Consider the following 23,998-nt stretch of genomic DNA (forward strand, 5'->3'; position numbering starts at 1 on the left):
CAATAAAGACCGAAAAAATTAAGAAGAGAACATGTGTTTTGTCAAGGCAATTGACGGACAAACATATTTCCTAAATAAGCTATCATGATATATACGCACTAACCGATGGAAAACAAAGATCAACAACAGAAGTACAAGGCATTTATCAGTTATAGTCATGGGAATAACCAGGGTGAAGGGCGGAAATGGGCAGATTGGTTGCACCATGCTTTGGAGACCTATGAGATCCCCGAGGATTTAATAGGCAAAAAGAATCAAGCAGGAAAGGAAATTCCCCGACAGATTTACCCGGTGTTTCAAGATGAAAAAGAGTTATCAGCGAGTTCCAGTTTAAGCCATTCCTTAACCTCTGCATTGGATAAATCGGAGTACCTCATCTTCCTAAGTTCTCCTCGCTCCGCTAACTCTACCTACGTTAGGGATGAAATCAAGTATTTTAAACAGACCGGGAAATCACAGCAGATCATGGCCTTAATCATCTCTGGGGAACCAGAGTATGGTGATGTGAAGACCGAGAAGCAATGTTTTCCTGATGAATTACGGTTTGCCATCAGTCCTGATGGGCAAATAGATTACGCTAAACCAGAGGAGGTATTAGCAGCAGATGTACGTATTCCGAATACACAAGACGAAGGATTTACTTCAGCAGAAGCCTATCGTCGGTATTTGCATGAAAAGAATGTCCCAGCACATCAAATAAAAGCTGAGGTAGAAGAATATAAAAAACGTCTTGATTTAGCGCTTTTAAAACTAATAGCCGGTATCCTGGAAGTTCCATTGAGTGAATTGACGAAAAGGGATCAGGCTTATCAATTAGAGAAGATCCGTCAGAAAAACAGACGGATGAAGAAGATTGCTACTGCCATTGCAGCATTAGCGATTTTGGCGGTCATAGCAGGTATTTTTGCTTGGAACCAACGTAATTCTGCCTTACGAAATTTAGCGCGTTCCTTATATGCTTCCGGAATCAATAAGCTGACGGAAAGTGAATATGGGGATGGTGCGGCTTATATTGCTGAGGCAACACGACGAGGTGATGAAAGTGCCAAGTTATTTGCCCACTCTATGCTAGCTGTTCAAGAAGACCTGATGCAGTTACCCAATATGAACTATGGTAATATTCGCTTTTCTCCTGATGGAAAATGGTTAGTGGGATTTGCCAATGTGGGTCAATTAAAACAGGTCTTACAAATTTGGGATGCCGTAAATCGTAAATTACACAAACAGGTAGATGATGTTTTTACCAGTCAGGCTAGGTATCCCCTATTTGATGCGAACAACCGAACTTATGTCATTGCAGACAATTACAAAATCGTTCGTTATGATATAGCCAATGATAAGAAAGAAGTCCTAAGGGAAAATCCGGACAGCAATTTTATAGCACTATATGATGTGGCACCTAACGGCCAATACATTGCTTTTAAGAAAGACAAGGATATCATCTTATACAATACCCAGCAAAAAACCGAACAGATCTTGTATCAATCGAAAGATATGAACCCTGTTACGGTATTTTTTGACCCGGGCTCCAAAAGAATTGTAATGGAAGCATCTTTGGGAGAAAGCTATGAAGTTTATTTTTTCGATATCAGTACTGGAGCTATTAAGCAATTGGATAAGAAAAAACTCAATAAAACTTTTAAACGACCAACTTTTTCCAAAGATGGTTCACAAATGGTTATACAGAATTCAGAGGGTATCTTTTATTTCAACTTTATAAATGGTGCTTCTTGGGCTAATTTCAGCAGGACGGATTACCGATATGCTGGCTTCTCGGATAAAAATCAAATCTTTGCTGGGAATGATCAAAGTATTGATCAATACAATCCAACTACGGGTAGTTTTGTAAAAACAACCAAATTACCGAGAAACCTATTTTTCTTTACTGGTTTAGCCAAGATTTTAGAGAATGATCCTAGAACATTGGAATATACATCTCCTGATTGGACGCAGAACTTAAACAGCAGTAGCAAGCAGACTTTCTTAGAGAATAGAAAGGCTCTTCCACTGAATATTGGCCAGTACTACGAAGAGGCTAATATGAATGTTTTTATTCCAGGCTTAACCGATCAAACAGCCTTTGTTTCCTACCATAAACAAAATCAAATTGATTTGTTGGATTTAAGTACGGGTGAGAAAAAAGTAGGCTTCATTAAAGTCCCAGAGGAAATTGTGACGATGATGGTTCTGCATGAATCCAAAAATATATTGGTGAAAGGAAAAACCGGTAAGTCTTATATCTTCGATGCACAAACAGGAAAAGCAAAGGGAAAACCTTTTCAAGCGGAGGCTAAGTTGTATTTGTTCAATAAAGAGCAAACACAGGTATTAACTCGAACAGGAAGTAAGAGCTTTGCTGCCTGGGACATTGCAACTGGAAAACAATTATTTGAATACAAAGAAGATAAGGATATACAGGGTTTTGCTGTTTCTTCGGACTTGAAACTTGCCATCATTGTGAATCCCAACCATTGGCGAGTATTGGATATCTCTAGTAAAAAAGTGCTGAAAGAAGGCAAAGAAAGCTTAAGTAGCGGTGCATTTAGTCCTTCGGGAAATCATTTGGTTATCGTCGATGGATCTGGTAATGCACAAGTCTTAGAAACAAAGAACTACTCGCCTATTTTAAAATTTAAATCCATTGAATACCCGTACATCGTCTTCAATACGAAAGGGAATGTTTTAGCTATTTCAGAAGATGCCAATCATATCCGTTTATGGGATTTAGAGAAAAAGAAATCCTTTGGACAAACCATACGTGTAAGTAAATACGCCAAGTTCCTTTATTTCTCGAAGGATGATGAGCAAATCTTCGTACAGGATGATGGTGAATCATCACGCTATATGTTGAAGATTATTGACGCGAAAACGGGCAACGTGTTGACCATGCCTTTTATCAATCAACGATTTGACAACATCTACATTATGCCTGGTGATAAGAAAATCATGACGAGGGAATCACTGATGGATGGTAGTAGTGTCTTTATTTGGGAAATCCCAGGACAGGTGGAGATTCCAAAAGACCAATTGGCAAAAGATTTGGAGCGTTTCTATGGCAAGAAATATGATGAGGAAACAGGTGCTATCTTAAATTATTCCGATAGCAGTGGGACTTATAATACCTGGTATTTTGAAGATCCATTTACACGGAGCATTTCACCAAATTCGAATGTGAAAATCTTGGATATTTTACATAAAAACTTCCCGATTAAAAATGCTTCAAACCTACAGGTATTGGGAGTTACTTATGATTATCATCCTTTAGCGAGAGCTATGATGGCTAAGCATTTCAGTGCAATACCTGATCAGCAATTTATCGGAAAGCGCCTAATGGAAATCACCGAGAAACAATTAATTAAAATAAAAGACAAAGCACTAAAAGCTGAGGTAGAAAGCTTATTAAAAGAAGCTAGACAAAACCTAAACAAATAAAGAATGAAGTTCACAAGAAGACAAAAAGGATTATTTGGAATTGTATTTATTGCCTGTTTAATACTCTTGTCTTGGATAGGATTGTCCAAGCTTTACCCCGAGAGTAATACACTACGATATCTCCCAGATCGTATTTACCGCATCATCAAGATTGTTTTTGGTGGTGATCCGTCTTCTACTTCCTTAGAACAAGAGGATGTGCCTTGGGAATTAATTCTTGCTAAGGTATTTGCCATAGGTATTCTATTGTTTGGGGCTTTTAAAATCATACAGAAAGTATTTTCAGAACAGTATAATCTCTTAGTTGCATCCTTTAAGAATAAGCATACTGTCACTATTGGAATCTCGAAAAAAGGCAGGCAGCTATTGCATAGTCTGAAAGATGATCAGCAAGAAAAGGCAATCGTTATTGAAAGGACTGCTGAGCATGCGAATATCAACAGCGTAAAAAAGGAAGGCCATTTGGTATTAATTGGAGATGCTGAGGAAAAGAACACATTAATGGAAGCAAGGATCAAAAGAGCCAAACGATTAATTGTTTTCTTGGAGAATGAGCAGGCTGTCATTGAGATTATGGAAACTACGCAGGAGATTTATCGCAAATGTAAACCCGAGCAACTGCTAAAATGCTACATACATTTACGAAACCCTAGGCTAATTGATTTAATGAAAAATGCAGGCTTGCGTTTCGAGCAATCCAATATGGAAATGCACTTCTTCAATATTCAAAAAATGGTCGCTAGGGCATTCTTCGCTAAACTTCCGCTGATATTTCGCGATAAGGACTGGGACATACAACAGCTAAAAAAAGTAATCTTTTTGGGCTATGGCGAATATGCAAAAGCCTTAATGATTCAAACCTTACGCATCTTTCATTTACATGAGGATGAAAAATTAGAAATACTGATTTATTCAGACCAAGCTGAGCGTGATCGGAATAATTTTAAGGAACAATTCCCAAAGGCGGATCATGTTTATCCTATTCAATTCAAAGAATTTAAAGGCTCTTATCAAGAGCTTTTACAAGAAAATCAATTACAACAGGACAATCAGAATACCTTGTTTATCGTAGCTTCGGATGATGACCAGAGCAATTTAAATCATGCTATTGAGATACTGTATAAAACCAAAGGCTTCTCCTCCTTCCCTATTTTCTGTCTAAATACTGAAGGCAAAGGATTACGCTCTTTAATTAGCCAAGAAGAGGAAATGGATCGCTTATATTTCTTTGGAAATATGGAGGATACCTGCCATGTAGAATTCATAACAGGAGAAAAACAGGATATTCTGGCGCAGGCCATACATGATGATTACCGCAAATTGTTGGCTGGAAGCAGTTCGGAAAGTAGCAGCTATACTTCTGATTGGTTAACCCTATCGGAAGATGCTAAAGATGCCAGCAGAACTCAAGCTGACCACATCATCTATAAATTACTACTGACCAAAAGACCATTGATAGACCCGAAGGATGAAGATCTGGTTTTCAATGCAGAAGAGTTAGAACGATTGGCGATTATCGAGCATAATCGATGGATGGCACATCGTTATATGCAAGGTTGGGATTTTGCAAATCAACGTGATGATTTACTTAAACTTCACCCATCATTGATCGCCTGGGAGGATTTATCAGAAAGCGAAAGACAAAAAGACAGGGATACGATTATTCGATTGAAAACGCTATTTGCAGCATTGAAGAAATAGATTTTACGCGGCTTATCATGACAGCAATATGGCTGTCCTATATTTTGAAAGGCCTATAATAAACCTTATCTTTGATATGGCTTTAGGGGTATTCTGAAGAAGAATTGAGAGAGTCCCTTTGAACCTGATGTGGTTGATACCACCGTAGGGAAAAGCGAAATAGTTTGGCTAGCTATCGTCTAGCTTATATTTCTCCTCATCTACCCAAAAGCCATTAATATATTAAATGATAATATTAATGGAAAACAACATCATTCAACAATTAGCACACTTAAGGACGAAAGGTCCGTTAGTACAAAACATCAGCAACTTTGTTGTGATGAATAATACTGCCAATGCTCTATTGGCTATAGGTGCCTCACCTATTATGTCGCATGCTAAAGAGGAAATACCCGAGATGCTTCAGATTGTAAATTCATTGGTCATTAACATCGGTACTTTGGATGTAGAATGGGCTAAAGCCATGATCTTTGCAGCAGATTGTGCCAATGAATTGCATAAACCCTGGATACTAGACCCTGTTGGTGCAGGAATATCCAAGCTACGTAATGAAACACTAAAACAATTGCTGGAGTTATGTCCTACGGTCATTCGTGGAAATGCTTCAGAAATCATGGCTTTACACAGCTTTGAAACGGCTACGGTTAAAGGTGTTGACAGTACGGAATCAAGCAGCACAGCTATTGATGCTGCAAAGTCACTGAACAAGACCTTTGGCTCTATAGTATGTATTTCTGGAGAGATTGATTACATCGTATCGGATAAAGAGATTATCGAAATAAACAATGGGTCACCTTTAATGACGAAAGTTACTGGATTGGGTTGCTCTTCTACAGCCATAATAGGTGCTTTCCTCGGCTTAGGATTGAATCCCTTTGAGGAGGCAGCAGCTGGAGTTGCTATTCTTAGTCTTGCTGGGGAGCTTGCCGCATTGGAATCAAATGGACCTGGTTCACTACAGATGAATCTTTATGATCAGCTTTATCAAATGGATACCGCCACATTAGAGGATAAATTGAAAATAAAGCGATATGCCTATTCATCCTAACTTCCCCTTCCCACTCTATTTGGTTATTTCGGAAGAGGCTTGTATTCATAAGCCTTGGTTACATGTGGCCGAAGAAGCCATCTATGGTGGGGTGGATATCATACAATTGCGAGAAAAGGATATGTCCTATCATCAATTCCTTGATCATGCTAGACAACTCAAGGCACTCTGCGATAAGCATGCAGTTCCTTTAATCATAAATGATCAAGTTGAAATCGCAAAGGAGGTTGCGGCATGGGGTATTCATGTGGGACGATCGGATACCTCTCCTTTAGAAATTCGGGAAAAATTAGGCGATTCCATTCAAATTGGTTGGTCCTTGGAAGTATTGGATCAACTAGATGATTCGCAAATTCAGGCGGTCAATCATTTAGGTGTAAGCCCTATTTATCAGACGAAAACAAAAACTAATACCATCACAGAATGGGGATTGGATGGTCTTCAGCAAATAAGACAATTAACAGATTTACCTTTGATTGCCATTGGTAATATGAATATGGATACGGCAGCAGCCACCTATAAAGCAGGTGCAGATAGCATTGCAGTAGTTTCAGCCATCTGTTCTAGCCCAAATCCTCGCGCAGCTGCTGAATCATTAAAAGCTTTATTAATATGAGTGAAAGAATTTATAAAACTGTTCCTACCGTTCTGAGCATCGCTGGTTTCGATGGTTCAGGTGGTGCAGGAATACAAGCAGATACCAAAACCATTTCTGCAATAGGTTGCTATGCCATGAATGTCTTAACCGCGCTACCCGTTCAAAATACCCAAGGGGTCAAGAATATATTCGCTATTGATCCAAAGGCTATTCAAGAACAATTGGAATGCATCTTTGAAGATATATACCCCGATGCCATTAAGATAGGCATGGTACATAGCACAGAGCTTGTAGGAATCATTGCTGAATTTTTAAAAGACTATAAAGGTAAAATTGTATTTGACCCGGTAATGGTAAGTACCAGCGGACATAAGCTTATCGAGGATGACACGATTTCAGCTATCAAGAGCCAGCTTTTCCCTCTTTCTGATATCATTACCCCAAACTTGGATGAAGTTTCTGTATTGGTTGGAAAACCCGTATTGGAGCTTCAAGATATGGAAGCTGTTTCGGATCAATTATTGGAAATGGGCTCAAAAGCCGTCCTACTAAAGGGTGGGCACTTGCAATCGGATATCTTAACCAGCATCTTACTTCAGCATGGTCAAGCGGCTCAATACTTTGAATCCAAGAAAGTGGACACTAAAAACACGCATGGATCAGGCTGTACTTTATCCTCTGCCATTGCCTCTTACTTGGCAATTGGACAGACTTTACCAGAAGCAACAGAGAACGGTCTAGCCTATGTTTACCAAGCTATTTTAGCTAGTAAAGATCTAATTATCGGCAAGGGACATGGACCATTAAATCACTTCTTTAACCCCCATAAATTACGCACAAATGAAATGGACTGATCAAGCATGGGAAAAGATTCAACCCATCTATGATAGCATATTACAGATGCCCTTTATTCAGGAATTACAAGATGGCACTTTAGCATTGGATAAATTTCAATTCTATATGCAACAGGATTCCAAATATTTAGAGCATTATGGACGAGCACTAGCAGCATTGGGTGCTAAGGCCAAGGATAACCAAATGGCATTGGACTTTTTTGAGTTTGGAAAGAACGCCTTAATTGTGGAATCAGCTTTACATGCTTCCTACTTTGAGGAATTTGGATTGCAGCCACATGCGGAGATCCCAATGGAACCTGTTTGCCACCATTATGTGCATTATCTAAAAAGTACAGTAGCATATGATCCTATTGAAGTGGCTGTAGCTGCCATTTTACCTTGTTTCTGGATCTATCAGGAGGTAGGAAACTATATTCTTCAAAAGGAAACAGCAAATAATCCTTACCAGAAATGGATTGATACCTACAGTTCGGAGGAATTCGCTGAAGGTGTAAGGAAAGCGCAATATTATGCTGATATGATGGCCGATAATACCACAGAAGCACTTCGAGAGCAAATGTTTGAAGCATTTGTAAATGCTAGTCAATTGGAATTTCAGTTTTGGGATGCTGCCTATACAAATCGTATCTGGTAATTCTTAGGGAAAAACAAGGCTATTCAAGATACAAAATATTCCATTCAATTCAAGGGATGGGAATCATATTTGGATATAATTTCCATCGTTGAGAATGCTTATCATTTCAAGGATATTTGGATTAGAGAGAAGCAATTAATTTGAACAACATAAAATCCAAACAGCATGAAACAACGCGTTCCTGTATCCCAGATTATGAGCAAGGAATTAATTACCTTGACACCAAAAGATAGTTTATACGATGCTGAGAAATTATTCAAGCAGTATCATATCCGACACCTCCCTATTGTCGAGGACAAGAAGTTAGTGGGCGTAGTCAGTTATTCCGATTTATTGAAGATTAGTTATGCTGATGTCAATGAGGAGGACGATATTGAAACTGTCGTATATGATATGTATAGCATACCTCAACTGATGGCAAAAAGTCCAGTGACGGTAAGTTCGAACACCAACATCAAAGATGTGACGGAAACCTTAGCCAATCATACTTTCCATTCCATCCCAGTTGTTGATGATGGCGAGTTGGTGGGAATCGTTACAACAACTGATTTATTAAAATACTTTATCGATCAATACTAATTTTGGTCAATAGTTAAATAGAGACCTACAGACAGCCAGATTTGTAGGTCTTTATTAAGCCAATAAGAAAATAATTTGTAACAAAATACTAATATTGAGCTTATTAATAAAGATTTTTAGGTACTTTAGGTAAACAACTTATAGTACAATGAAAAAAACAAGCATATTCGCCGGTATCTTTTTTCTAGTAGCGCTCGCTTCATGTACCTCAAATAACAACAAGCAATTTGAGAGCAAAGATACGGCTGATCAGGTAGCTCCTGACTCTACCACGCATGAACACATCGACCACGAACACAATTCACAGAATTCTTTAGATTGGAATGGAACCTATAAAGGGGTATATCCATGTGCTGACTGCCCTGGTATTGAAACCACAGTGGTTTTGAACAACGATGGTACATTCAGTTATACAGGTGTTTACCAAGAGAGAGATACAAAAATCGAAGATACAGGTAAATTCATGTGGCATGATAATGGAAGTGTAGTACACTTGATGGGAAAGGAAGTCAACATGAAATTACGCGTAGGTGAAAATCAATTGATTTCATTAGATCAAGATGGGAAACCTATCGAGGGTCCGTTAAAAGACCATTACGTTCTTAAGAAACAAAATTAGAGCCTTATACACTAACTATTTAATATGAGAAAAGCCGGAATAAATCCGGCTTTTCTTATTATATCTTTTGAGCAGCTATTTGCTACTTCTTATGCTTTATTTTTCAAAATACCTTTACAGATATTAGCTACCAATGCTGGGCCTTCATAAATAAATCCAGTGTAAACTTGAATCAAGCTAGCTCCTGCATTGAGTTTCTCAATAGCATCTTCTGCAGAATGGATACCCCCTACTCCAATAATTGGAAATGCACGATTAGATTTGTCCGATAAGTATTTGATAACTTCAGTAGAACGTTTGGTAAGCGGTCGACCACTTACACCACCTGTTTCTTTCACCAATTCGGGATCAGAATGTAAGCCATCTCTTGATATGGTGGTATTAGTTGCAATGACTCCTGCAATCTTTGTATCTACGACAATCTCCACGATGTCATCCAATTGAGAATCGGTTAAATCTGGTGCTATCTTCAATAAGATAGGTTTTGGACTTTCTTTCTCCTCATTTAGATTCTGCAGCGTACGCAAAATATTCTTAAGTGGTTCTTTTTCTTGTAAATCTCGAAGACCAGGTGTATTCGGTGAACTGACATTGACAACAAAGTAGTCCACATAATCAAATAAGGTTTTAAAGCAGTAGATATAATCATTTACAGCCTCTTCATTAGGTGTGATTTTGTTCTTACCAATATTACCACCAATGATCAAACCATCTTTATTTTTTAGATGCTTTAAACGTTCTGCCGCCACATCAGCTCCCTGATTGTTAAAGCCCATTCGGTTGATTAATGCCGAGTCATTTACCAAACGAAACATGCGTGGTTTATCATTACCTGGCTGTGGTTTAGGCGTTACAGTACCGATTTCAATAAAACCAAATCCCAATTTAGACATATCCGAAATGTATTCGGCGTTCTTGTCAAAACCTGCTGCAAGCCCAACAGGATTCTTAAAGGTCAATCCAAATACCTTCGTTTCCAAACGTGGGTCTTCAACACAGTATAGCGACTTCAATAAGGCATTGGAGCCCCAAATCTTATTGAATACATGAAGTCCTCCAGTCACCGTATGGTGTGCTTTCTCAGGATTCATTGAAAAGAAAAATGGTTTTATGAGCTTATACATGAATGCAAAGGTAGCCAAAGATGCAGAAATATTCATTACTTTTGCATCCGAAATGATATCTATAAATAACTTAACATTTGAAATTGGGTCAAGGGCGCTTTACGATGAGGCAAATTGGCATATCAAGCCTGGAGATAAGGCTGGTTTAATAGGTGCCAATGGTGCAGGAAAATCTACTTTATTGAAACTTATTGTTGGTGATTATTCCCCAACAAGCGGTTCAATCTCTATGGCCAAGGATTTAAAGATAGGTTATTTAAACCAAGATCTCCTTTCTTACCATTCCGATAAAAGCATACTCCATGTTGCTATGGAAGCTTTTGAGCGTCAAAACCAATTGCATACGGAGATTGAAAATCTCCTAAAGAAATTGGAAACTGATTACTCTGACGATATCCTTAATAAATTAAGCGATAAACAAACGGAGTTTGAAGCTTTGGATGGTTACAGTATTGAATTTAGAGCACATGAGATTCTCGCTGGTTTGGGTTTCTCCGAAGAGGAACAAAAAAGACCTTTAGCTACCTTCTCTGGAGGATGGCGTATGCGTGTTATGCTTGCTCGTATTCTCTTACAAACTCCCGATATCTTATTACTGGATGAGCCTACCAACCACTTGGACTTACCGTCCATTAAATGGTTAGAGAACTATCTGCAAGCTTTTGAGGGCGCAATTATCATCGTTTCTCACGACCGCTACTTCTTAGACCGCATCATCAATAAGACCGTGGAATCCCGCAAAGGGAAATTGACCTTATATGCTGGAAACTACTCTTTCTATTTAGAGGAAAAATCCATGCGTGAAGAGATTCAAAGTAATCAATACAAGAATCAACAAGCTAAGATTAAACAAGAAGAGCGTTTAATTGAAAGATTCCGTTCAAAGGCAAGTAAGGCAAAGATGGTTCAATCTAGAATCAAGGCCTTAGACCGTATGGAAAAAGTCGACGAAGTAGATGATGATAATCCGGAAGTAAACTTCAGCTTTAAATTCTCGAAACCTTCGGGAAGGCATGTGGTAACGGTAGAGAACATTTCTAAGTCCTATCCGAACCTGGAAATCCTGAAAAACACCGATGCACTAATTGAGAAAGGTGATAAAATAGCTTTAATCGGTGCCAACGGAAAGGGTAAATCAACCTTATTACGTATTGTTGCAGATGCCGACAAAGAATACCAAGGAAAATCTACTAAAGGACATAACGTGTCCCAGACTTTCTTTGCCCAGCATCAATTAGAAGCCTTACACTTGGAGAACAGCCTCTTACAAGAGCTTGTTGCATTTGCACCAAAACACACTGAAACAGAATTACGTTCTATTTTAGGTTGTTTCTTGTTTACTGGTGATGATGTATTCAAAAAAATTAAGGTCTTATCAGGAGGTGAAAAATCACGTGTTGCCTTAGCAAAAGCACTGACTGCTGATGCTAATTTCTTAGTACTCGATGAGCCTACCAACCACTTGGATATGGCTTCTGTAAATATCCTAATCCAAGCTTTACAGCAATATGAAGGAACATTCGTTGTGGTATCTCACGACCGTTATTTCTTAGAGAATATAGCTAATAAGATTTGGTTTATTGAGGACAAACAGATTAAAGAATACCCTGGTACTTACCAAGAATATGAAGAGTGGAGCTCTAAGCGTGTTTCCAAGCCTCAACCTGCAGAAGCTAAGAAAATAAAAGAAGAGCCGAAGAAAGAAAAAGCTCCGATTACGGAAGACAGCAAACGTATCTTATCAAAAAAGAATAAGGAATTAACTGCTCTTGAAGAGAAAATTGCCACTCAAGATAAATTGGTAAAGGATCTTGAAGTAGAATTAGCCAAAGAAGAGATTTATAGTGATGCCGTTAAACTACAAGAGCATACACGTAATTACAACTCTGAAAAAGCAACCCTAGATCATTTACAAGCAGACTGGGAAAAATTAGCAGAAGAAATCATGGAATTAGAAGGATAGAAATCCTTCTAATTCTAAACTTCAACTACAGTACCCCAGTTTAAATTGAAAACCATTGCTTATTGGAAGCATTTTTGCGTTATATTTATGATATAATCTTTAATTCGCAAAGATGACCGAATATATTCCTTATATACTATCCTTTTTCGTAGGAGTAGGATTGGCTGCTGCTACAGGCTTTCGTATCTTTCTACCGATCTTTTTCATCAGCCTAGGTACCTATTTAGGCTGGATACCCGAAAATGAAAGCTATGCTTGGATTGGTGGATTGCCTGCTGTTATAGCCACTGGTTTAGCTACGGTAATTGAAATTCTAGCCTATTACATCCCTTATGTCGACAATCTTTTAGATAGCATTTCCGTGCCATTAGCAACTATTGCCGGATCTTTATTGGTTGCATCTCAGTTTACGGAATTGAATGCTTGGACGCAATGGTCATTAGCCATTATTGCTGGTGGAGGTACTGCCGCGAGCATTAGTTCGGCCTTAGCGGGTACAAGAGCAGCATCTACTGCCACTACTGCTGGTATTGCTAATCCGGTTGTATCTACCCTAGAAACTATTGGATCCAGCATCATGAGTGTAGTTGCTATCTTCTTACCTGTATTGGCTATTATCTTTGTACTTTTTATACTTTTCCTGATTGTCAAATTCGGAAAGCGTCTTGCAAAGAAGATTCAACGAAAACCAAAAGCCTTACAATAGCTGTCTTACTGCAATTGATTGCTTCTTTCCTCTTCTTGGGTTTCCGCTGTTTTGATAGGTTGATGATTCACCCAACAATAAGCTAAAAATGGAAGCAGCACAAAAAACAGCACACCTGTCCAAAAACCTACTAGATTAGCAAAAATCAAAGCAATAACAAACACCAAGACCGGATAAGTAAATAATAGGACTGCGAACATTAAGGAATCATAAAATATCGTTCCTTCGGTTTTCTTTTTAACCTGTTTTTTGACGATTTGATAGAACCAATTATGCGTATAATAACCTGCTTTAGCTGGCAAACGCATCCATTCGTTCTTGGTTCTATTGATGTGATTCTCCGCAATAAAACCCTCGGGTAGATTGAATTCCAGTTTATCCCTTAAATCGGAAATGAGTTGTGTTGTATTGACTTGATTTGGACCTTCCAAATAATTGGTACAGTCTACTGCAGACATACCTTCTAAGGAAACAGCTTTTGGAATATGGTCAAATGAGCTATAACCAATCGCATAAGGCTGTATTTGAAGTGGCACATCCATTTGAATGGAGCGTTCAATAAGCATGCGCATGCCTGTATGCATGAATGGCTGCAAAGTCAATTTATTTCTGGAAATACCTTCCGGAAAGATCAATATCTTATTTCCCTTGGTCAACTCTTTGACGCATTCATCAATACTGAAGGCATTCTTAATATTGATCTCTTCATCTTGATTCTTTCTGTAAATGGGAATCATAAATACCGAGCGTAAAAGCCAGTTTGCCCAAGGCTTATCAAAGATATCTCCTCGAGTTAAAAAACGTATATCTGCCGGTGCATGAACCGCAATGACTAAAGCATCAAAAAAAGAATTGGGGTGATTGGAAACAATTAACGCAGGTTGCTTTAGATCAGCAAACTCCAAATTCTTCAATTGCCAATCCGTGACATACCATTTTAATCCAAATCGAACGAAGTTTCTTAATAACAGGTATAGCATAACAAAATGTCTAAATCTAGATCTTTTATTATTGTTTCACAAAAAACACGCCTAAATTTAAAAGTACTAATCTTCCTTCATCGATTCCGTGATTTTATGAATGTTGAGACTATTGGCCATGGCACTAAAAATCTGGTGATAGGTTCCATGTCTATCGAATAATTCCTCATGTGTACCATCTTCCACTACCCTACCTTTTTCCATGACGATTATATGTTCCGAATCGATGATTTGAGAAATGCTATGGGAAACAATGATCACAGTACGCCCCACTTTAATAGCATCTAAGCTATTCTTTATCTGCTCAGTGGCAATGGCGTCCAAATTAGCGGTTGGCTCATCTAAGAAGATAATTGGAGGATTTTTCAAAAACATACGTGCAATGGCAATCCGTTGTTGTTGTCCTCCAGATAACAAGTGTGCCTCAGAATCATATCCATTGGGCAGTTCCAGTATCTGCTGATGTATGTAAGCCTTCTTGGCTGCTTCCTCCACTTCTTCAAAACTAGCTTCTGTCTTTCCGTAGCGAATATTATCAGCAATACTTCCCTTAAATATGTGATTACGCTGCAATACCAGACCTACATTCTCACGCAGATAATCCGTATCATATTCCCTAAGATCTACTCCATCCAATAGAATCTGTCCGGCACTAGGTTCATAGAATTTATCCAAGAGATTAATGATGGTACTTTTCCCAGCTCCCGATAGACCAACCAATGCTGTATTTTGATTTGGTTCAATGGTCATGCTCACATCAGTTAATGCCTGATGTCCATTAGGATAGGAAAAATCAACATTTCTTATTTCAATACAGCCTTTTATATAGGAAGGCTTATACGATCCTGATGGCTCTTGCTGTGCATCATCTTCTAAAATGTCAAAAAAGCTCTCTGAATAGATCAGTGCATCATTTACCTCATCATAAATACGGTGCAACTGTCTGATTGGTGCAGATACGTTATTGAACAACATAATATGAAACATGATGGCACCAATAGACATCTGCTCATTCAATACAAAATACGCCGTTAAGATGATGACAATTACAACACCAATCTGCTCAATAAATCCTTTGATGCTATCAAATAGAAAACTTGTTTTCCGAGTAGCCATTTGATTTTCGGTCATCTCATATTGAATTACCTTATGTCGCTCTGCCTCGATATCCTCCCGAACAAAGGATTTAATAACAGTAATAGAATCAATCAAATTAATAATCTGATTACTCTTGTTCTCCCGGTAACTACGCATATTCCGTCTAAAGCCGGAAAGGCGTTTAGCCTGCATTTGGGAAACATAAAAATAGATCGGAATAATAAACAAGCCTACTAAACCCACATAAAAATTAGCCAAAAACATACAGACCAAAGCAACAATGGCGTTGGCAAATAGCGGTAGAATATCGATAAAGAAATTTTGAACTAAGCGGGTTAAGGAGCTAATTCCGGCATCAATACGTGTTTGAAGCTTACCCGATTCATTTAGACTGGAGGTATAAAACGCCATTTTATAGGTGAGAATCTTATTAACAATGGCTTGAGAGAAATCTCTAGCGATCATAATTCTCAACTTTTCCCCATAAAACTTCTGACCAAACTGTACAGCGGAATAGAGAATCTCCTTACCCAAAAGAATAGCTGAAATAATACCCAGTAAGGACAATCCCTGCCTCAGTGGGGTTTTGTTAATCAACAATTCGCTGATCGTATCTACCGTATATTTTAAGATAAATGCATTGACCTGTGCCGCAAAGGAGCCGACCACAGTAAGCAGAATGGTATAGAAAATAAGATTCTTATACGGTCTAGTAAAAGGAAGAATCTTTTTAAACAGTTGGTTTATGGTCATACAAGTTAAACCTTATTTATATCCTAAAAGTTTAACTGAAGCTGAAATATCCTAGTATTTCACCGGATATTGGCTCATAAAGTCAAACTTATAGTCTTTATGTTGTTTTAAGCTATCGATCAAACTACTTAGCAATGCTTGTCCTTTTTTGTTTTGGAACATATCATCGTGCATCAGTAGAACGACATTATTTGGTTTTAAAGTTGATTTATTACCAAGCATATTTTTAATGCGGGTATAGATTTCATTTACTGATTGAACTGGATTACCAGATAGGCCATTGATTTTCCATTCCACATCCCAACCATAAATTTTATAGCCATGTACACCCAATAAGTCAGCTGTTTGAGACCCAGAACTCAAATCAATTCGTCTAGTACCATCGAATAACCAAATATTACGGCCTGGCATACGGATGATTTTATGTTTCAAGGCCAAGTCTTCCTCACATTTATCAAAATCATTTACGGCAGCATCTGGATTGCTATAGAATACATGGAAACGGTTATTAGCATGCGTATAACTGTGGTTATAGCATTCCACCAATGGATTATTCATATAGCGTTGATAATCATTCTTCAAACGCTTGCTCATATTGGCGTGCTTACCTACTAAAAATGCATTGATTTTAACAGCTTTGGAAGTTGCGATTGAATCAATTGCTCTCGAACCAATCAATGGTCCATCATCAAAAGTCAAGTAAATATGCTTGTCCTTTTTGTTTAATTCGCGGTAAATACTATCTCGAAATTGGCGTTTCGCAACTTTAGGATCAATTTTATTTAAGGAATCTAAAGGTGGGAATACAATTTTACCACGATTTAGTGAGTCCAATAAATCCATCAATTTAACAGTATCTTGTTTTTGCACCAATTTATCTTCTTCCTTATTGACTTCTGTAGAGTCATTTAAGATCTTTTTGGTGGAACCAACAATGTTATTACAAGATGAAAAGGCAGCGAGGATAGAAACGACAGCAACACCAACAACCAAGAACTTTTTCAACATAGCGAATGTGACGAATTAAAATTTTTTCAAAAGTACAAATAATATGAGAATACAAAAAGTAACATTCAAAGAGCCTTCCCCAAAAGTAGGTCATTAACCACAGTGAACCACCTTATTTGATCGCTTTAGAATCAATTACTTAGATTTCCATTTATAGTTTCTTATTTAATTAACGATTAGATAATAAAGGGATAAAAAAAAGCTGCCTCTCCATACAGGAGAAGCAGCTACACTTAATTAACATACCTCACTAATCTCGGTCACCTCTATATTTTCTATATTTTTTATCCATTTTCTTATGGTATTTCACATGCTCCTTTTCCATTTTACGGTAGTGTTTTTCACGATCTTTATAGTATTTGTTATGACCACGTCCATCACGCATAGAAACTTGTGAATAGTTACGTGAATAACGGTGATAACGGTCGTAATGACTACGGTGGTTTCTCCAAGGGTTTGCATCATTGATCACTACTTTGTAAGTACGATATAGGTCAATATGTCCATAACGTCTTGGTAAAGTACGGTGTGATGCCCAACGGCGACCATCATAATAGTGGTAATAGCGATTGTTTACATCGTAATACACATCCAATTCAGGCATGTAGTAATAACGTGCATAATCATAACCTACGGGTCCCCATTGCGGTTGTACGCCAATGTTAAAGCTTACATTTATCTGTGCTTTCGCAGGCTGTGTAAAAGCCAATCCCCCAAAAAATAATGCTAAGTAAAATAACTTTTTCATAAGCTCCTCCTTCTAGTTGACAGCTCTTATAGTCTGCCTAATTTTAATTCTATGACTTTTCAATGACCTGGAAGGATTAATATGCAAAATGTTAAATTTTGTAAAAAGTTTAATAAACCCTTATTATCAAGCCATTGAGCAGGAAAATTTCTCCATTATTTGGATAAATTACTATCCAATTTGAATTGATGAGTATTCAGTCGATGTGCTTTCCTTTTTATGGCTTCCTTTTCTTATCTTTGTCGCAATTTTTAACATAAAATCTCTTATGGCATTACAATGTGGTATCGTAGGCCTACCGAACGTGGGCAAATCAACTTTATTTAACTGCTTATCCAACGCTAAGGCGCAGGCTGCGAACTTCCCTTTCTGTACTATTGAACCGAATGTTGGGGTAATTACTGTCCCTGATGCTCGCTTGAATAAATTAGCTGAACTGGTAAACCCGCAACGTATCGTCCCTAATAACATCGAGATTGTTGATATCGCCGGATTAGTAAAAGGTGCTTCTAAAGGTGAAGGTCTTGGTAACCAATTCCTTGGAAACATCCGTACTACCAATGCCATTATCCACGTATTACGTTGTTTTGACGATGGTAATGTCATCCACGTAGATGGCTCTGTTGACCCTATCCGCGATAAAGAGATTATTGATACAGAACTACAATTAAAAGATCTAGATACGGTTGTAAAGAGAATCCAGAAAGTCGAAAAAATGGCTAAGACAGGTGGCGACAAAGATGCAAAACGTACTTATGAAGTACTTTCTGTTGTAAAAGAGCACCTAGAATCCGGAAAATCTGCTCGTACTGCTCCTATTTCGGAAGAAGACAAAGAATTTATTGAAGACTTAACCTTATTGACTGTTAAACCAGTTCTTTATGTATGTAATGTTGACGAAGCATCTGTAAATACAGGAAATGCTTATGTTGATCGCGTAAAAGAAGCTGTAAAAGATGAAAATGCAGAGGTTTTGGTTATTTCTGCTCAGATTGAATCGGAGATTGCGCAATTGGAAGATTACGAAGAGCGCAAAATGTTCTTAGAAGACCTTGGTTTAGAAGAATCAGGTGTACATAAATTAATCCGTGCTGCTTATTCTTTATTGGACCTGGCGACTTATTTTACTGCTGGTGTACAAGAAGTTCGTGCATGGACTATTGAGAAAGGTTATACCGCACCTCAGGCTGCAGGAGTAATCCACACTGACTTTGAAAAAGGCTTTATTCGTGCCGAGGTCATCAAATATAACGACTATGTACAGTACGGCTCAGAAGCTGCTGTGAAAGAAGCAGGTAAGCTTTCTGTGGAGGGTAAAACCTATATCGTAGAGGATGGTGATATTATGCACTTCCGCTTTAACGTTTAGAACTAAACAACAATACATATGAAAGGATTCCCAATATTGGGAATCCTTTTTTTTATGGTATTAATCCTTGTTATCCGTATTAGATTTCAATACATGAGCGAACAAATGTCCTCATAAATTTGTATATTAGATAGACGATTAAAATCTAAGAGACATGGCATCATTAAAATTTTCTAGAATATTATTAGCAATCGATGATACCCCTTGTTCGCAACGGGCGATTGATTATACCAGGCAGATTGTAACGAACATTCAACCATCATTAGCATTGGTTACTGTTGTTCCTCCTACTTCACCGGCATCCTATGGCGTAGACCCTTTATTGGGTCAACAACCTATCATTGTACCTGAAGTATCCGAGATACAACAACAAGCTTCTCAGGACTACTTAAATCGGGTAGCTGCTGAGTTTACCGATGCAAAGGAAACATTTACGTTTAATCGTGTGGGGGATGTTCGTGATGAGATCTTGAACGTGGCTAAAGAGTGGACAGCTGACCTTATCATTATGGGAAATAACGGCAGAACAGGCTTTGACCATTTCCTTTCGGGTTCAGTGTCGGAAGCATTAATTCGCAAATCCAATATTCCGGTATTGGTTATACCGTTAAACTGCGATTAAGAATATCATCGTATTAAGGCTTTATCAAGCGGGCAACAAACATGGAGTCCGCTTTTTTATTGTAGCCAATAATGGATTCCATGGCCTCAATCTTCAAACCGTAGGTCTCTGCCAATCGATTCACTACCGCTTCATTCTCTTTTTCATAAACAGAGCAAGTAATATAGATCAATGGCTTGCCAACCTTTAAGAAAGGAAGTACATTTTTGGCAATTTGAAATTGCAATTCAGCGAATCGAGCGATCTCTTCACCTTTAAATTTAGAAAGCATCTCCGGGCTTCTCCCCCATGTACCGGAGCCTGAACATGGCGCATCCAATAAGATGGCATCAAAATGCTCCCCGCCTATCTGTTGGGTAACAGGAATACTTAAGTCCAATATCTTCTTGCGGTAATAGGTTTTTATCCCTGCACGCTCAAATCGTTCATCTAAATTGCGTAGGATACTCAATCGAATATCAGAAACCAATAATTTAATATCAGGTTCTTTATCCAATAGCATCAGAGCTTTTCCCCCTGAAGCAGCACAGCAATCCCACCAAGAACTCTTAGGGAGAACATCAACGCCATTTAAGGTTTGCTGTGATGAAAGATCCTGAACCTCGTATAATCCTTCGATTTTATGCAATTGTTGGAGATTGGTGCCATTCGGCAATACCAGGGTGTGCTCACCTAAACTTTCAAAGGAAATCTCATGCTTATTCAGTTCTTTAACAACACGATCTAATTGGCCACGTTGAACACGGATAAATAAATCAGGTTGAATGAAATGAGAGGAAACAAAAGCATCCCGATCAATGCTTGGTGATAATTCCGATGCAAATGGAAACACATCCTGTAAAAAGTCTCCGTAAATGCTTTGAATGTATTCTATTTTCGCAAGGAGACTTTCTTGAGTTCTAGTCAACCATTCCGGTTGTAAGACTGCTACAACAGCGCTTTGCTGCTCACAGAGAAACTCTGCGATACATAGCCTATCTTTAACATTCAAGGATAACAAAGCCTTTCCTATGCGAAAGTAATTATAGCAATAGCGGGAGTTCATCCTTCTATCAGAAGAACCCATTTGTTTATTCAGCTTGTAAAACTGGGTTAAGAACCTTGCAAAAGGCTCCTTGAAAGAATAAGACTCCAGACAACGCTCAAAGTTGCGTATCTGCTGGAGTACACGCTTGCTATTAATTTCCAATGTTATCTAATTATTGAAAGGTTCCGTTTCGATATGTTTTCAAACGAACCGCTTGATTCACATATCCCCATTGCTCATTATAGCTAAACTGGTAATCAGAAAATAGGCCACTGTATTTTTCACCTTCAAGCTTCTCTGCATAATCAGGACCATATTTCAACAATATATTGGTAAAAAAACGTCCTGCATCATATCCTTTATAAGCAAAATCTGAAGGATCTACTTTATACTGACCTTTATAATTTCTTTGGAAGTTCTGAACCTCGGAACTCCATACTTTCAAATGGCTTTCTGAAGAAATTGTAGGATCCATACGATAGAAGTTATTATATGGATTGAAATCTATGCGATCCCAAAGTGGATGTCCAAATAAACGAATACTATTACCAGAAGAAACCAAATCATCTAGTTTGTTTACAAAAGCACGCAATTGTGTCTTTTCTGTTGTCCCACAAACTACATACGCATAGCCTACATCAGGCATGGCTTGGTCCAATTGACTGGTAGAAGCAATATGTTTAATGATAATACCCGGATTTATCCTTTTCACCTCTGCATCAAAGCCATCGATAAATTGACGGTGATCATTATCTCTCGCATCAAAAACAATGACAACATCACCTGAGCGATATTTTGAGGCAATATCAGCCGCAATCGCACGCATGTGGATACGGATTGGCGGCGTAATGGAAACTAAATTGCTGATATTAAATTCCGAAGGCATACTTGCTGCCAAAGGATTAACCTGTAATACTTTCTTATTGGTATTTGCACGAGCAAAGGAACGAATCTCCTTTGGATAAACAGGACCTACGATTAAGCTTGCATCTGCAATTTCTTTTGAAGAAGCGATGGTCACATTCTTCATTTCTGAATCCTGTGTATCCATTACTTGCAGCTTCACTTGACTACCTCTCTTAGCAGCCTCATTCATGCCCATTTGAAATCCTTGGTAGAAATCCAATGCTAAAGCTGAACGCTTTACATCCGCCTCTACCACATTGGTACCTGCTACCTTATCCAATTGAAATGGAAGTAAAAGCGCAATGTTATTGCTTAATTCAGCTTTTTTAACATCCTCGTTTTTCTTTTCGTCTTCCTTCTTTCCAGGCTTATTTCCCTCAGTTCCTGTCTGTCCACCATGAACCGTAGGATTACGTAATACCCCTGTAGTTTTTGGTGTACAAGAACTCACAGCAAGTATTGCCCCAAGGCATACTGCTGTGATGGAATGTTTATAAATATTTTTTAGTTTATTCCCACTCAATGGTTGCTGGTGGTTTTGAACTGATATCATACACGACTCTATTGATTCCTTTGACATGATTGATGATTTCATTTGAAATTTTAGCTAGCAAATCATAAGGTAAGTGAATCCAGTCTGCCGTCATACCATCCAAAGAACCTACAGCTCTTAATGCTACAACATGCTCGTAAGTGCGCTCATCGCCCATTACTCCAACAGATTGAACTGGCAAAAAGATTGTTCCCGCTTGCCATACCTTATCGTACCATCCCGATTCCTTTAAATTACGAACGTAGATGTCATCTGCCTCCTGCAAAATCCGTACCTTTTCTTCTGTAATATCTCCTAAAATACGAATTGCTAATCCTGGACCTGGGAACGGATGTCTACCTAAAATATTAGGATCTACATCTAAAGTCTTCCCTACGCGACGAACTTCATCTTTAAACAAGGTCTTTAATGGTTCGATTACTTTCAATTTCATGTAATCTGGAAGACCACCTACATTGTGATGTGATTTAATGGTTGCAGACGGACCTTTTACCGAGATAGACTCAATGATATCCGGGTAAATAGTACCTTGACCTAACCATTTAGCTTCTGTGCCTTCAGGAAGCTCTTTTTGTATTTCTTTTGCTGCTTCATCAAATACATCGATAAATGAAGCTCCAATAATCTTTCTCTTTTGTTCTGGCTCTGAAACTCCAGCTAAACGACCATAAAACAATTCTTTTGCATTAACACCTTTGATGTTCAAGCCCATGTCTTTGTAAGACGCTAAAACTTGCTCATACTCGTCTTTACGCAATAAACCGTGGTCAACGAAGAAACAGTGCAATTTATCGCCAATAGCATGGTGCAATAATACCGCTGCTACTGTCGAATCTACCCCACCTGACAATGCCATAATAACATGATCATCACCCAATTGCTCCTTAAGATCTTGAACTGTTGATTCAACAAAAGTATCCGGAGTCCAGTCTTGATGACAACCACAGATATCGATCACAAAGTTTTTCAATAAAACTTGACCATCGGTCGAGTGAGTAACCTCTGGGTGGAATTGAATACCATAGGTTTGTGTTCCTTGCACTTGGTATGCTGCAACACGAACTTTATCCGTACTAGAGATAATCGTAAAGTTACTAGGAACTTCCTTGATAGTATCTCCATGGCTCATCCATACCTGAGATTGAGTTGGGATGCCTTTTAACAAATCATTCTCTTGATCTACAAATTGCAAATTCGCACGTCCATATTCGCGGATTTCGGATGGTAATACTTCACCACCAGATTGCTGTGCAATGTATTGCGCACCATAACAAACACCTAATAATGGAAACTTAGCTTGAATAGCCTTGAAATCAATTTGAGGTGCATCCTCCTGGCGAACAGAATACGGACTACCTGAAAAGATAACCCCTTTTACCGTTTCGTCAAATTCCGGAAGGTTATTGAATGGATGAATTTCACAGTATACATTAAGCTCTCTAACGCGACGTGCAATTAACTGCGTATATTGAGAACCAAAATCGAGAATGATTATTTTTTCTGACATGGCGCAAAGTTACAAATCAAGATTGATTTTGTAAGCTTGAAATTTAAACAATTAGCCATTTTTCCAACTAAAAAAAGCAAAATTCAATTCTTTTTATCTGACAAGGCAATTTATCGCGATACAACTAACAAAAAAATAGCCGTTTCGAATGATCGAAACGGCTATT

20 protein-coding genes and 1 riboswitch are annotated in these 23,998 nt (G+C 38.3%); of the genes, 12 read left to right on the plus strand and 8 right to left on the minus strand.

Annotation, left to right across the window (positions count from 1 at the left end; genetic code table 11):
* Positions 1 to 105: 105 nt before the first annotated feature.
* The 8 genes from ACP6L2_RS06585 to ACP6L2_RS06620 all read left to right on the plus strand — a co-directional run bounded on the left by ACP6L2_RS06585 (position 106) and on the right by ACP6L2_RS06620 (position 9,468).
* Positions 106 to 3,432: a TIR domain-containing protein gene (locus ACP6L2_RS06585; protein ID WP_440508469.1), complete on the plus strand. Its 3,327-nt coding sequence runs from the start codon at positions 106 to 108 to the stop codon at positions 3,430 to 3,432.
* A 3-nt stretch (positions 3,433 to 3,435) separates the two neighbouring features.
* Positions 3,436 to 5,133: an NAD-binding protein gene (locus tag ACP6L2_RS06590; protein ID WP_440508470.1), complete on the plus strand. Its 1,698-nt coding sequence runs from the start codon at positions 3,436 to 3,438 to the stop codon at positions 5,131 to 5,133.
* Positions 5,134 to 5,207: 74 nt separating this feature from the next.
* A riboswitch (TPP riboswitch) is annotated at positions 5,208 to 5,301 on the plus strand.
* Positions 5,302 to 5,359: 58 nt separating this feature from the next.
* Positions 5,360 to 6,181, plus strand: coding sequence for a hydroxyethylthiazole kinase (thiM, locus tag ACP6L2_RS06595; RefSeq protein ID WP_440508471.1), 822 nt, complete (start codon positions 5,360 to 5,362; stop codon positions 6,179 to 6,181).
* Positions 6,165 to 6,797 (plus strand): thiamine phosphate synthase, encoded by a 633-nt coding sequence (gene thiE / locus ACP6L2_RS06600; protein WP_440508472.1) that lies wholly within the window; start codon positions 6,165 to 6,167, stop codon positions 6,795 to 6,797. The genes thiM and thiE overlap by 17 nt, the downstream gene beginning before the upstream one ends.
* Positions 6,794 to 7,633, plus strand: coding sequence for a bifunctional hydroxymethylpyrimidine kinase/phosphomethylpyrimidine kinase (thiD, locus tag ACP6L2_RS06605; protein ID WP_440508473.1), 840 nt, complete (start codon positions 6,794 to 6,796; stop codon positions 7,631 to 7,633). The genes thiE and thiD overlap by 4 nt, the downstream gene beginning before the upstream one ends.
* The gene (gene tenA / locus ACP6L2_RS06610) at positions 7,620 to 8,270 is read left to right on the plus strand and encodes a thiaminase II (protein WP_440508474.1); all 651 of its coding nucleotides are present in this window, start codon (positions 7,620 to 7,622) and stop codon (positions 8,268 to 8,270) included. Before thiD ends, tenA begins: the two co-directional genes overlap by 14 nt.
* A 165-nt stretch (positions 8,271 to 8,435) precedes the next feature.
* Positions 8,436 to 8,849, plus strand: a complete 414-nt coding sequence (locus tag ACP6L2_RS06615) for a CBS domain-containing protein (RefSeq protein WP_440508475.1) — start codon at positions 8,436 to 8,438, stop codon at positions 8,847 to 8,849.
* A gap of 148 nt (positions 8,850 to 8,997) precedes the next feature.
* A complete protein-coding gene (locus ACP6L2_RS06620) occupies positions 8,998 to 9,468 on the plus strand; it encodes a copper resistance protein NlpE (protein ID WP_440508476.1) in 471 nt (156 codons plus the stop codon).
* Positions 9,469 to 9,557: 89 nt separating this feature from the next.
* Here ACP6L2_RS06620 and ACP6L2_RS06625 read toward each other — a convergent pair whose 3' ends face one another.
* Positions 9,558 to 10,592: a quinone-dependent dihydroorotate dehydrogenase gene (locus ACP6L2_RS06625; RefSeq protein WP_440508477.1), complete on the minus strand. Its 1,035-nt coding sequence runs from the start codon at positions 10,590 to 10,592 to the stop codon at positions 9,558 to 9,560.
* A gap of 52 nt (positions 10,593 to 10,644) precedes the next feature.
* Here ACP6L2_RS06625 and ACP6L2_RS06630 point away from each other — a divergent pair, with 52 nt between their 5' ends.
* Together ACP6L2_RS06630 and ACP6L2_RS06635 are read left to right on the plus strand one after the other, a co-directional pair.
* On the plus strand, positions 10,645 to 12,555 hold the full coding sequence (locus ACP6L2_RS06630) for an ABC-F family ATP-binding cassette domain-containing protein (protein WP_440508682.1): 1,911 nt from the start codon (positions 10,645 to 10,647) through the stop codon (positions 12,553 to 12,555).
* A 112-nt stretch (positions 12,556 to 12,667) separates the two neighbouring features.
* Complete coding sequence (locus tag ACP6L2_RS06635; RefSeq protein ID WP_440508478.1) at positions 12,668 to 13,261, plus strand: DUF4126 domain-containing protein; 594 nt, start codon at positions 12,668 to 12,670, stop codon at positions 13,259 to 13,261.
* Between the two features lie 5 nt (positions 13,262 to 13,266).
* Here ACP6L2_RS06635 and ACP6L2_RS06640 read toward each other — a convergent pair whose 3' ends face one another.
* The 4 genes from ACP6L2_RS06640 to ACP6L2_RS06655 all read right to left on the minus strand — a co-directional run bounded on the left by ACP6L2_RS06640 (position 13,267) and on the right by ACP6L2_RS06655 (position 17,848).
* A complete protein-coding gene (locus tag ACP6L2_RS06640) occupies positions 13,267 to 14,241 on the minus strand; it encodes a 1-acyl-sn-glycerol-3-phosphate acyltransferase (protein ID WP_440508479.1) in 975 nt (324 codons plus the stop codon).
* A gap of 66 nt (positions 14,242 to 14,307) precedes the next feature.
* Positions 14,308 to 16,092, minus strand: coding sequence for an ABC transporter ATP-binding protein (locus tag ACP6L2_RS06645; RefSeq protein ID WP_440508480.1), 1,785 nt, complete (start codon positions 16,090 to 16,092; stop codon positions 14,308 to 14,310).
* 51 nt (positions 16,093 to 16,143) lie between these two features.
* Entirely contained in the window at positions 16,144 to 17,100 is a 957-nt protein-coding gene (locus ACP6L2_RS06650) for a polysaccharide deacetylase family protein (protein ID WP_440508481.1), read from the minus strand.
* 250 nt (positions 17,101 to 17,350) lie between these two features.
* On the minus strand, positions 17,351 to 17,848 hold the full coding sequence (locus ACP6L2_RS06655) for a hypothetical protein (protein ID WP_440508482.1): 498 nt from the start codon (positions 17,846 to 17,848) through the stop codon (positions 17,351 to 17,353).
* A 268-nt stretch (positions 17,849 to 18,116) separates the two neighbouring features.
* Here ACP6L2_RS06655 and ychF point away from each other — a divergent pair, with 268 nt between their 5' ends.
* Together ychF and ACP6L2_RS06665 are read left to right on the plus strand one after the other, a co-directional pair.
* Positions 18,117 to 19,217 carry a redox-regulated ATPase YchF gene (gene ychF, locus ACP6L2_RS06660; protein WP_440508483.1) on the plus strand — a complete coding sequence of 367 codons (1,101 nt, stop codon included), beginning with the start codon at positions 18,117 to 18,119 and terminating at the stop codon, positions 19,215 to 19,217.
* 154 nt (positions 19,218 to 19,371) lie between these two features.
* Positions 19,372 to 19,839: a universal stress protein gene (locus ACP6L2_RS06665; protein WP_344673984.1), complete on the plus strand. Its 468-nt coding sequence runs from the start codon at positions 19,372 to 19,374 to the stop codon at positions 19,837 to 19,839.
* Positions 19,840 to 19,852: 13 nt separating this feature from the next.
* Here the strand turns inward: ACP6L2_RS06665 and ACP6L2_RS06670 are convergent, their stop codons facing one another.
* From ACP6L2_RS06670 to guaA, 3 genes are read right to left on the minus strand one after another with little or no spacing between them, the layout of a single operon-like run.
* A complete protein-coding gene (locus ACP6L2_RS06670) occupies positions 19,853 to 21,028 on the minus strand; it encodes an RsmB/NOP family class I SAM-dependent RNA methyltransferase (RefSeq protein WP_440508484.1) in 1,176 nt (391 codons plus the stop codon).
* A 10-nt stretch (positions 21,029 to 21,038) separates the two neighbouring features.
* Positions 21,039 to 22,325 carry an ABC transporter substrate-binding protein gene (locus tag ACP6L2_RS06675; protein ID WP_440508485.1) on the minus strand — a complete coding sequence of 429 codons (1,287 nt, stop codon included), beginning with the start codon at positions 22,323 to 22,325 and terminating at the stop codon, positions 21,039 to 21,041.
* Complete coding sequence (gene guaA, locus ACP6L2_RS06680) at positions 22,282 to 23,832, minus strand: glutamine-hydrolyzing GMP synthase (RefSeq protein WP_440508486.1); 1,551 nt, start codon at positions 23,830 to 23,832, stop codon at positions 22,282 to 22,284. The genes ACP6L2_RS06675 and guaA overlap by 44 nt, the downstream gene beginning before the upstream one ends.
* Between the last annotated feature and the right edge of the window lie 166 nt (positions 23,833 to 23,998).

The organism is Sphingobacterium lactis (genome assembly GCF_051951495.1).
GTDB lineage: Bacteria > Bacteroidota > Bacteroidia > Sphingobacteriales > Sphingobacteriaceae > Sphingobacterium > Sphingobacterium lactis_A.

What these genes read in the sequence shown, in the direction of transcription:
- ACP6L2_RS06585 (WP_440508469.1), top strand. Translation starts at nt 106, where the DNA reads ATGGAAAACAAAGATCAACAACAGAAGTACAAGGCATTTATCAGTTAT.
- ACP6L2_RS06590 (WP_440508470.1), top strand. Translation starts at nt 3,436, where the DNA reads ATGAAGTTCACAAGAAGACAAAAAGGATTATTTGGAATTGTATTTATT.
- thiM (WP_440508471.1), top strand. Translation starts at nt 5,360, where the DNA reads ATGATAATATTAATGGAAAACAACATCATTCAACAATTAGCACACTTA.
- thiE (WP_440508472.1), top strand. Translation starts at nt 6,165, where the DNA reads ATGCCTATTCATCCTAACTTCCCCTTCCCACTCTATTTGGTTATTTCG.
- thiD (WP_440508473.1), top strand. Translation starts at nt 6,794, where the DNA reads ATGAGTGAAAGAATTTATAAAACTGTTCCTACCGTTCTGAGCATCGCT.
- tenA (WP_440508474.1), top strand. Translation starts at nt 7,620, where the DNA reads ATGAAATGGACTGATCAAGCATGGGAAAAGATTCAACCCATCTATGAT.
- ACP6L2_RS06615 (WP_440508475.1), top strand. Translation starts at nt 8,436, where the DNA reads ATGAAACAACGCGTTCCTGTATCCCAGATTATGAGCAAGGAATTAATT.
- ACP6L2_RS06620 (WP_440508476.1), top strand. Translation starts at nt 8,998, where the DNA reads ATGAAAAAAACAAGCATATTCGCCGGTATCTTTTTTCTAGTAGCGCTC.
- ACP6L2_RS06625 (WP_440508477.1), bottom strand. Translation starts at nt 10,592, where the DNA reads ATGTATAAGCTCATAAAACCATTTTTCTTTTCAATGAATCCTGAGAAA.
- ACP6L2_RS06630 (WP_440508682.1), top strand. Translation starts at nt 10,645, where the DNA reads ATGATATCTATAAATAACTTAACATTTGAAATTGGGTCAAGGGCGCTT.
- ACP6L2_RS06635 (WP_440508478.1), top strand. Translation starts at nt 12,668, where the DNA reads ATGACCGAATATATTCCTTATATACTATCCTTTTTCGTAGGAGTAGGA.
- ACP6L2_RS06640 (WP_440508479.1), bottom strand. Translation starts at nt 14,241, where the DNA reads ATGCTATACCTGTTATTAAGAAACTTCGTTCGATTTGGATTAAAATGG.
- ACP6L2_RS06645 (WP_440508480.1), bottom strand. Translation starts at nt 16,092, where the DNA reads ATGACCATAAACCAACTGTTTAAAAAGATTCTTCCTTTTACTAGACCG.
- ACP6L2_RS06650 (WP_440508481.1), bottom strand. Translation starts at nt 17,100, where the DNA reads ATGTTGAAAAAGTTCTTGGTTGTTGGTGTTGCTGTCGTTTCTATCCTC.
- ACP6L2_RS06655 (WP_440508482.1), bottom strand. Translation starts at nt 17,848, where the DNA reads ATGAAAAAGTTATTTTACTTAGCATTATTTTTTGGGGGATTGGCTTTT.
- ychF (WP_440508483.1), top strand. Translation starts at nt 18,117, where the DNA reads ATGGCATTACAATGTGGTATCGTAGGCCTACCGAACGTGGGCAAATCA.
- ACP6L2_RS06665 (WP_344673984.1), top strand. Translation starts at nt 19,372, where the DNA reads ATGGCATCATTAAAATTTTCTAGAATATTATTAGCAATCGATGATACC.
- ACP6L2_RS06675 (WP_440508485.1), bottom strand. Translation starts at nt 22,325, where the DNA reads ATGATATCAGTTCAAAACCACCAGCAACCATTGAGTGGGAATAAACTA.
- guaA (WP_440508486.1), bottom strand. Translation starts at nt 23,832, where the DNA reads ATGTCAGAAAAAATAATCATTCTCGATTTTGGTTCTCAATATACGCAG.